The 7965-nt window shown below is 74.9% G+C and carries 5 protein-coding genes; 3 read left to right on the top strand and 2 right to left on the bottom strand.

What is annotated here, in order from left to right:
• Positions 1–38: 38 nt before the first annotated feature.
• The gene (locus ND748_RS20025) at positions 39–4637 is read left to right on the top strand and encodes a LysM peptidoglycan-binding domain-containing protein (RefSeq protein WP_251747534.1); all 4599 of its coding nucleotides are present in this window, start codon (positions 39–41) and stop codon (positions 4635–4637) included.
• Positions 4638–4650: 13 nt separating this feature from the next.
• On the opposite strand, the gene ND748_RS20020 is transcribed toward ND748_RS20025, so the two are convergent.
• Entirely contained in the window at positions 4651–6015 is a 1365-nt protein-coding gene (locus tag ND748_RS20020) for an MFS transporter (RefSeq protein WP_251747533.1), read from the bottom strand.
• A gap of 155 nt (positions 6016–6170) precedes the next feature.
• On the opposite strand from ND748_RS20020, the gene ND748_RS20015 reads away from it, so the two are divergent.
• Together ND748_RS20015 and ND748_RS20010 are read left to right on the top strand one after the other, a co-directional pair.
• Positions 6171–6734, top strand: coding sequence for a metallophosphoesterase (locus ND748_RS20015; RefSeq protein ID WP_251747532.1), 564 nt, complete (start codon positions 6171–6173; stop codon positions 6732–6734).
• Between the two features lie 16 nt (positions 6735–6750).
• A complete protein-coding gene (locus ND748_RS20010; RefSeq protein ID WP_251747531.1) occupies positions 6751–7362 on the top strand; it encodes a dihydrofolate reductase family protein in 612 nt (203 codons plus the stop codon).
• Here ND748_RS20010 and ND748_RS20005 read toward each other — a convergent pair.
• The gene (locus ND748_RS20005) at positions 7359–7586 is read right to left on the bottom strand and encodes a hypothetical protein (protein ID WP_251747530.1); all 228 of its coding nucleotides are present in this window, start codon (positions 7584–7586) and stop codon (positions 7359–7361) included. The two genes, ND748_RS20010 and ND748_RS20005, sit on opposite strands and share 4 nt — an antisense overlap.
• Between the last annotated feature and the right edge of the window lie 379 nt (positions 7587–7965).

Raw genomic sequence — 7965 nt, 5'->3', positions numbered from 1 at the left:
GGGCCGCGGGCGGCGGACGCGCCACCGGCGGCGAGGCCGTGCCGACCCGGCAGGCGGTGCCGACGGTCCCGCCGGAGGATCGCGCTCGAGAGCGGCTGCAGGCAGCGGGCGCGCTCGCGGCGATCACCGTGGCGGTCCTTGGCATCCCCGTGATCCTCGCGCTGGTGCTCGGTCCACCGATCCGTAGCGGCGGCGGGGCCGGCGGGGTAGTCCGGGCGGTCCTTTCCCTGCTGTTCTGGGCGGGGTGGGCGCACTTCATCGCCTGTCTCGTCGCGGAGTGGCGCGCGGAGGTGCGCGGCAGCGGTCTGGCTCCGCGCATTCCCTTCGGCGGCGCACCCCAGGTGCTCGCCCGCCGCCTCGTCGCCACCGCGTTGCTGCTCTCGGGCACCACAGCCCTCGTGGTTCCGGTGACCTACGGGCAGGAGACGGTCCGCGGGCAGCGTCCTCGACCGGCCGGAGTGCTGCGGGGGATGCCGGCGCCAGGTCCGCGCCCGGAACTGGCGCCACCCCGGGTCGCGGACGGCGCCAACGCGCGGGGCGATGCCACCGACGGCGGGGACAGTCTCGGCGTCCCCGACCCTACGGACACGCCCGACGGCGCGGGCACGCCCAACGACACGGGTTCACCGGTCCAGGCCTCTCGGGGATGGGCCGCCCTGCCCGCCCCGCCTGCCCCGCACCCCACCTGGGCCACCGATCGAGGCTCGCCGCGTGATGCCATCTCTGCTCCTGGCGAGCTCCTCGGCGACGACAGGTATGAGCACGTTCCCTACCCCGGCGACCCGTATGGCGACCTGGACGATTTCGACGGCCCGGACGGAGTCCGCCCGGACGGGGTCGAGGGCTCGGACGGGGTGCGGACGGCGGAGTTCGCTGAGTCGATTCCACCGGGGCGGAGGCCTGTCGCCGGCCGGGACGAGCTGTCGCCGCCCTGGCATGGCGACCGCCCGGAGCTGACCAGCCCGGCCGCGGACCAGCACAGCCGCCTGGTCCTCGGGGAGCGCATGGTGAAGCTGTACGAGGTGCGCCCGGCGGAGGGCCGTCATCACGACACCCTCTGGGGCATCGCCGAACGCTTTCTCGGCGATGGGCTGCGTTACCGCGAGATCTTCGATCTGAACGAGGGCCGCACCCAGCCCGACGGCCGGACGTTGTCAAAGCCGTCCCTCATCCACGCCGGGTGGGTCCTGCTACTGCCCGCTGATGCTCAGGGCGACGGGTTGCGCGTCCTGCGGATGTCCGAAGGCGGCGCGGGTTGGCCGCAGACCGCGGCGGGCGCCGACGGCCACGATGACCTGGACGACCGTTTCGATCACGGCGGCTACGGCGACGCCACGGACGCCGACGACGCAGACCACGCCGACGCCGACGACGACGACGCCGACGCCGACGCCGACGACGCATTCGACGCCGGGCCCGGTGCATCCGACGAGCAGTACACGGCCGCCGACCGGTACGCAGAGGATGTCCGGTATACAGAGGATGTCCGGTACGAGGCGCCACGCCTGCCGGCGGTGCCGGACGAACGGGACCAGCCCGCGGATCAGGTGCTGGCCGCCTCCCTTGCGCCGCCGCAGGACTTCCTGGGAGTCGCAGCCGCCAGCCTGCTCGCGGCCGGGGTCATGGTGGCCCTGGCCGGACGCCGCAGCGGTCCGGCGCAGCCACCCCAGGACGCCACGGAACGAGCGCTGCTGCTCGCCTCGGACACCGAGGCGGCCCGCTTCATCGACCGGTCACTGCGGGTGCTGTCCGCCTCGCTGACGGATCAGGCGCGTCTGCTTCCCGCGGTCTACGCAGCCATTCTCACCGAGGATGCGCTGATCCTGCACATGGCGCCGGCGCAGGAGGAGCCGCCACCGCCGCCCTGGGCGGTCGGTGAGGTTCCCGGATCCTGGTGGATCGAGCGCACTGCGGAACTCCTGGCCGAGGCGGGCGGGGGCTCCTTCGCTCGGCCGGCCCCCGGGGTGCCCGCGCCGTTCCCGGCGCTGGTCAGTTTCGGCCATGACGACGCCGGCTCGCGCATTCTCGTCGACCTCGAAGGCGCGCCCGGTGTGATCAGCCTCCTCGGCGACCGCACCATCGCGACGCAGGTGGTGATCGCCGTCGCGCTCGAGCTGGCCACCAACGTCTGGTCGGACGACCTACGCGTCTGTCTGATCGGTTTTCCCACCGACGACGACCTCGACGAACTGCTGACGATCGCTCCGGATCGGCTGTGGACCGCGGCCAGCGTCGCGGAGGCTCTCGACGAGCTGTCCGGACCCGGCGACGAGGATGCGGCCTACGAGGTCGGAGCCGACGGTGACGACTTTCCGCTCGAAGCGGGTCAGCGGATCGCCGGCAATCCCGGGGCACTGGCCCCGGACCTGCTCGTCCTCGCAGCGCCGCCGGCCGAGGCCGACACCGCTCGGCTGACGAGAATGGCGCAGGGACGCCGGCATGCCGTCGGCGTGCTCACCGTGGGCGACTCCCCGGCCGCCCGGTGGCGGTTCACGGTCGGGCCGGACCGCCGAATGTCGCTGGGCGTGCTCGGTGTCGAGGTGTGGGCCCAGTCCATCACCGGGCCGGAGTACCGGGCGATCGCGGCCCTGTTCCACACAGCCGACGCGGCGGCCGTTCCGACTCCCGCCAGACCTGCCGCTGACGACACGCCGCCGCAGGCCACGCCTGCGCCTGCCTCATCCATCGCGGCCCCACCCTCGCCGCCGCGCCTACCACCGCGGGCGACGACCGAGCCTGCACCCGCTGTTGGGGCGGCCCAGGCGGACCCCGGCGAGGCGGTGCCTGCGCCGGCACACCTCACGCCGGACGACGAGATCACCCGACCGCCGGCCCGAGCCGACTCTGTTCCCGGCGTCCTGCCCTGGACGCCGCAACTCGCGGCGATCCCGCCCGCGGCCGGCCCGCAGGCTTCCCCTCCACCGTCTTCGGCGGCGGATGACGATCTCACCCGGCCGCCGGCAAGCGGTCGCCGGGCGCCGCTCGGACCGCCGCCCGTTCCCCTCGCCTCCCTGACGGGTCCGGGGTCGCCCGGACCGGCGGCATCACCGGGTTCCGCAGCCCTCGGCGCCGAGGCAGCGCCCGGAAGGGCACCGGCCTCCGCCCCGGCGCCCACACCGTTCCTGGCAGCACCCGGCGATGCCGGCCCGGACGACACCGACTCCATGCTGCTGTCCCATCCGAGCAGCCCGCTGATCCGGCCGACCGACATTCCTCACGTGCCGCCCGTGCTCTACTTCGAGACACCGCGGATGCGGGCCAGCCGCGCGGCCCAAGCCCACGCCGAGGACCCAGCGGGCGGGGCGACGCAAGCCGCTTCGACGGAAGCGCCGCCACCACCGCCGCCGGCTGCAACAACGCCGACTGCAACTTCTCCGCGCGCCACGACGCCGCGGTCCGAGGCGCCGGCGCCGGCCGCCGCAATCCCAGACCCACCACCCGGATCCACGCGGTCCGCGGTCCCCCCCGAGCGGGTGCCGACCCCGTCACGCCCGGCGTTCCCATCGCACCCGGCGCCTCCGCCGCGCCCGCCGATTCCGCCGCCCAACGAGACACCGAGCGGACGGTATCCCCACGCCGCGCCGCCCCGGGAACCATCACCCGCAGCGCCGGAACCTCTCGGGCCGCCAGCCGCGCAGACCGCACGCCCGCAGGCACCAGTCACCTACTCCGACGGGAATACAACCATTCCGCGCGGCCGCATGTGGCCATCCGGCCTGGTCTCGCCGTCGCCCGCGACAGCCCCGCCGTCCGCAGCCCCGCCGTCCGCAGCGCCGCCGTCCGCAGCGCCGCCGTCCGCAGTGCCGGAGCCGCCGCCGGCCATGGGACTTCCGCCCGTGCGCGAGCCGCAGCCCGACGAGCCGATGGCCACTGGGGAGGCTCAGGTGCGCGTCCTGGGGACGCCCACCGTCGAGGGACCCGGCCGACAACCGACGGACGACCTCGATCTCCTCACCGAGATTGCCGTGTACCTTGCCCTGCACCGTGAGGGCGCGCACCGCCGGCTGCTCGCCGAGGAGATCTGGCCCGCCGACGCCGAGCCCGACGACTACGCCGTGGACGCAGCGCTGGGGGAGGCCCGCCGCTGGCTGGGAGCCGACGCCGAGGGTCGGCCCCGGCTGTCCGTCGATCCGCAGGGTCGGTGGCGGCTGAGCCCGGACGTGCGCTGCGACTGGGAGCTGTTCGTCGCCTACACCCATCGGGCCGGCATGCCCGGGGGCGACACCGAGGCGGACCTGACGACGGCCCTGCGGATGGTCAGCGGGCCGCTGTGGACGAACCTGGCCGCCGACCGATACCGGTGGGCGACCACCGGCCCCATCGCGCGCAGTACCCGGGCTGGCGTCGTGGACGTGGCCCACCGCCTCGCCGAGCTCACGCTGGGCTTCGGAGACACGATGACGGCCATGGCCGCCTGCCGCACCGGCCTACGGGCGGTGCCGGCATCGGAGGTGCTGTGGCGTGACCTGCTGCGCACCGTGTCGGCCCGAGGCGATCGCCGCACGTTGGAGGCGGTGACCACGGAGATGTACCGGACCATCGGCGCCGGTGGGGGACGTCGGGGAGGCCGGGCCGAGGCCGAGACCGATGCACTGGTCCAGACGTTGCTGCCCGGATTCAGACGCGCGCGGAAGTAGGACGCGCCGCAGATCATGGGGTCGCCGACCCGCCGCTGTCAGTCGCCGGGCCGCCAGCGTCGGTCGCCGCCGCCGGGCCACCGTTGCCGGTCCACGGGCAGCCGTTGTCGGTCCACGGGCAGCCAGTGCCGGTCCCCGGTTGGGCGGATAGTCGCTCGTCCGCCGCCGGGTCGGCCGGGGCGCGCAGCGCGGGCGCAAAGATGATGATCGTCGCGAGCAGGAGGAGCACAACCGTCAGTGCACGGTGGAGGCCGACGAGCTCGGCGAGCCCACCCACGACGGGCGGTCCGGTCAGCCAGCCGGCGTAGCCGACCGTGCTGACCACGGCGATCGAGGTCCCCGCCGACTCGCCCAGCCGGCCGGCGGTGGAGAACACGGCCGGCGCCACACAGGCGGTGCCGACACCGAGGGCGCCGAACCCGATCACACCGGCGGCGGAACCGAACGGCAGGCTGCCGACCGCGAGCGCGCCCACGAACCCCACCCCCGCGACCGCCGCGAAGCTTCGCACCAGCCGCGGCGGCCCGTACCGGGCCATCGCGCGATCGCCGACCAGTCGGACGGCGAACATGCACACCGTGAACGCCACGAAACCCGCACCGGCGCCCCCGGCTGCCGCCCCCGTCACCTCGGCGAGGTAGACGGCGCTCCAGTCCGCAGCCACTCCCTCGCACAGGAAGCTCCCGAACGAGACGGCGCACAGCGCGGCGAACCGCCCCGACCACCGTCGACGCCCCCGTGCGCGCGACTGCTCGGCCACCGCCGGCGCCACCGCCACCGCCGGCGCCGCCGCCGGCCGTCCGGCAGCGGGTTGCGCCTGCGACCAGTCACCGGACGATGCGGCCATCGGCCTCGGCAAATCCGGCAGCATCCACCAGGTGGCCGGCAGGGCGACGGCCAAGCCGATCCCGCCGAGCGCGGCGAACTGGGCGCCGACGGGCACTGCCAGCGCCGCGGCGACGGTACCGATCCCGGCGCCGCTCAGTGCGCCGGCCGTCCAGGCCGCGTGCGCCGTGGCCATGATCGGCCGACCGTAGCCGCGCTCGACCCCGACAGCCTGGGCGTTCGCAGCGATGTCGAGGCCGCTGCTGGTGGCGCCCCACAGGGCCAGCAGGGCGAACAACGACCATTGGCCGCCCACCAGCGGGAACAGCGCCCCGACGGCGCAGTAGCTGGGCAGGGCCGCGCGCACCACCCGGACGCTGCCGAAGCGGGACACCGCGATGCCGACGAGCCAGAGTGTCAGAACGGCACCTACCGGCGCGCCGAGCAGGGCCAACCCCAGCCGCCCGTCGCCGAGGTGCAGGTCGGTCTTGATCTGTGACACCCGGGGCGCCCAGCTCGCGAACACAAGAGCCAGCACGAACAAAGCGATCATGGTTGCCGCCCGAGCTCGGCCCAGGCTCCGACGCCGCGACGGGCCGCTCCCGCCGGTCACGGCCGCACACCCAATCCCGTCACCCGGTCTCCGGCCGGCCGCACGTCCGCGGGGTCAACCGGCCGGCCGGCGACACTGCATCGGATACTGACCGGATGCGGCTGGTCATGCTGTCCGACACGCATCTTCCCGCGCGGGCACGCGCGTTGCCCGCCGAGATCTGGACCGCGGTGCAGGAGGCGGATGTGGTGCTGCACGCCGGCGACTGGATCAGCCGGGACGCCGTCGACGAGCTCGCGGCGCGGGCGGGGCGGCTGATCGGCTGTTATGGCAACAACGACGGTCCGGACGTCCGCGCGGTCCTGCCGCAGGTCGCCCAAGCCACGCTCGGCGGGCTGCGCTTCGTGGTCGTCCACGAGACCGGCCCGGCCCGGGGGCGGGAGCGTCGGATGGCCGCCGCCTATCCCGATGCCGACGTGCTGGTCTTTGGTCATTCGCATGTGCCGTGGGACTCGACGGTCGCGCGCTCCCCCGAACCGGCGGGCGCGGCCGGCGCGGGGGAACGGACGCCATCGACGGCGCCGGGCACGCTGCGCCTGCTCAACCCCGGCTCCCCCACCGACCGCCGCCGCCAGCCCGCGGCCACATACCTGACCGCGGTGGTCGCCCACGGTCGTCTCGACCACGTCGTCCTGCACGCGCTGCCGACCGGCCGGTGAACCGAGGGAGCGCATGATGGGCAGACTGATCTACTCGGCGATCACCTCGCTCGACGGCTACGTGGTCGACGCCGACGGACGCTTCGACTGGGCGGTACCCGACGAAGAGGTGCACGCCTTCGTCAACGGCCTGGAGCGGACGGTCGGCACCTACCTGTACGGGCGCCGTCTGTACGAGGTGATGGCGGCCTGGGAGACGATGCCTACCGACGCCCGCCCGGCCGACGCCCGCCCGGCCGAGGGCAGCCCGGCCGACGGCGATCGGCGTCCCGTCATGCTGGACTACGCGCGGATCTGGCAGGCGGCCGACAAGGTCGTGTATTCGACAACCCTCGACGGCGCGGCCACCTCGCGGACCCGGATCGAGCGGGGGTTCGACCCGGACGCGGTGCGCCGGCTGGTCGCGTCGGCCAACGGCGATGTCTCCATCGGCGGGCCCACTCTCGCCGGTCACGCCATCCGGGCCGGCCTGGTCGACGACTGGCATCTGTTCCTCACACCGGTCGTGGTCGGCGGGGGTGTGCGCGCGCTGCCCGACGGCGTGCGGGTCCAGCTGGAGCTGCTTGCGACGCACCGATTCGCCAGCGGCGTGGTGCACCTGCACCACCGCGTCACCGGCACTCGCTAGCGACGCGCTCCCTGCAGGCGACGACGCGGCCGGCCTGGGCTCAGCCCACCGGCGTCGGCGGCGAGGATCCGGCGGGTGGCACGGCGCAGCCGGTCGGCCTGCCGCCGCAGTTCCTCAGCCCTTGCGTCGAGCTCGCGCCGCGTCGCGATCAGGCCCTCCGCGGGCACCGCGTCGCCGCCGAGCACATCCCTCGGCAGCCTCGCCACGGCCACGGCCACGGGCATGGGCGCGGACACGGACACGGACACGGGCCCGGAAGCGGGCCGACTCGAACCGGACGGGAGGGCACCTGGCCCGGCGGCAGCCGCGATCGGTTCGGTGGTAGCCGCGATCGGTTCGGTCGGAAGGCCGCCGCCGCGAACCGGCCCGTCGGCGTCCGCCCAGCCCGTCGGACCCGGAGCGGCCGGCATCGGCGAGTGGATACCGGCGCTCACGGCCCGGCCGTCGCGGGCCGTCCGGGCGCCAGCGCCGGCCCAGGGGACGCCAGCGCCGGCCAGGCCAGGGGCATCCCCCACGCCAGGGGTATCCGCCACACCGGGGGCACCGGCCAGACCGGGGGCACCGGCGACGCGCGGCGTCGGGCGCCGCCGGTGGGAATCGGGG

The sequence above is a fragment of the Frankia sp. AiPs1 genome, from assembly GCF_023716945.1.
Taxonomy (GTDB): domain Bacteria; phylum Actinomycetota; class Actinomycetes; order Frankiales; family Frankiaceae; genus Frankia.
Note: the sequence above shows the minus strand (reverse complement) of the source record. Positions and strands in the feature narration are given on the sequence as shown.

What these genes read in the sequence shown, in the direction of transcription:
- ND748_RS20020 (WP_251747533.1), bottom strand. Translation starts at nt 6,015, where the DNA reads ATGATCGCTTTGTTCGTGCTGGCTCTTGTGTTCGCGAGCTGGGCGCCC.
- ND748_RS20015 (WP_251747532.1), top strand. Translation starts at nt 6,171, where the DNA reads ATGCGGCTGGTCATGCTGTCCGACACGCATCTTCCCGCGCGGGCACGC.
- ND748_RS20010 (WP_251747531.1), top strand. Translation starts at nt 6,751, where the DNA reads ATGGGCAGACTGATCTACTCGGCGATCACCTCGCTCGACGGCTACGTG.
- ND748_RS20005 (WP_251747530.1), bottom strand. Translation starts at nt 7,586, where the DNA reads ATGCCCGTGGCCGTGGCCGTGGCGAGGCTGCCGAGGGATGTGCTCGGC.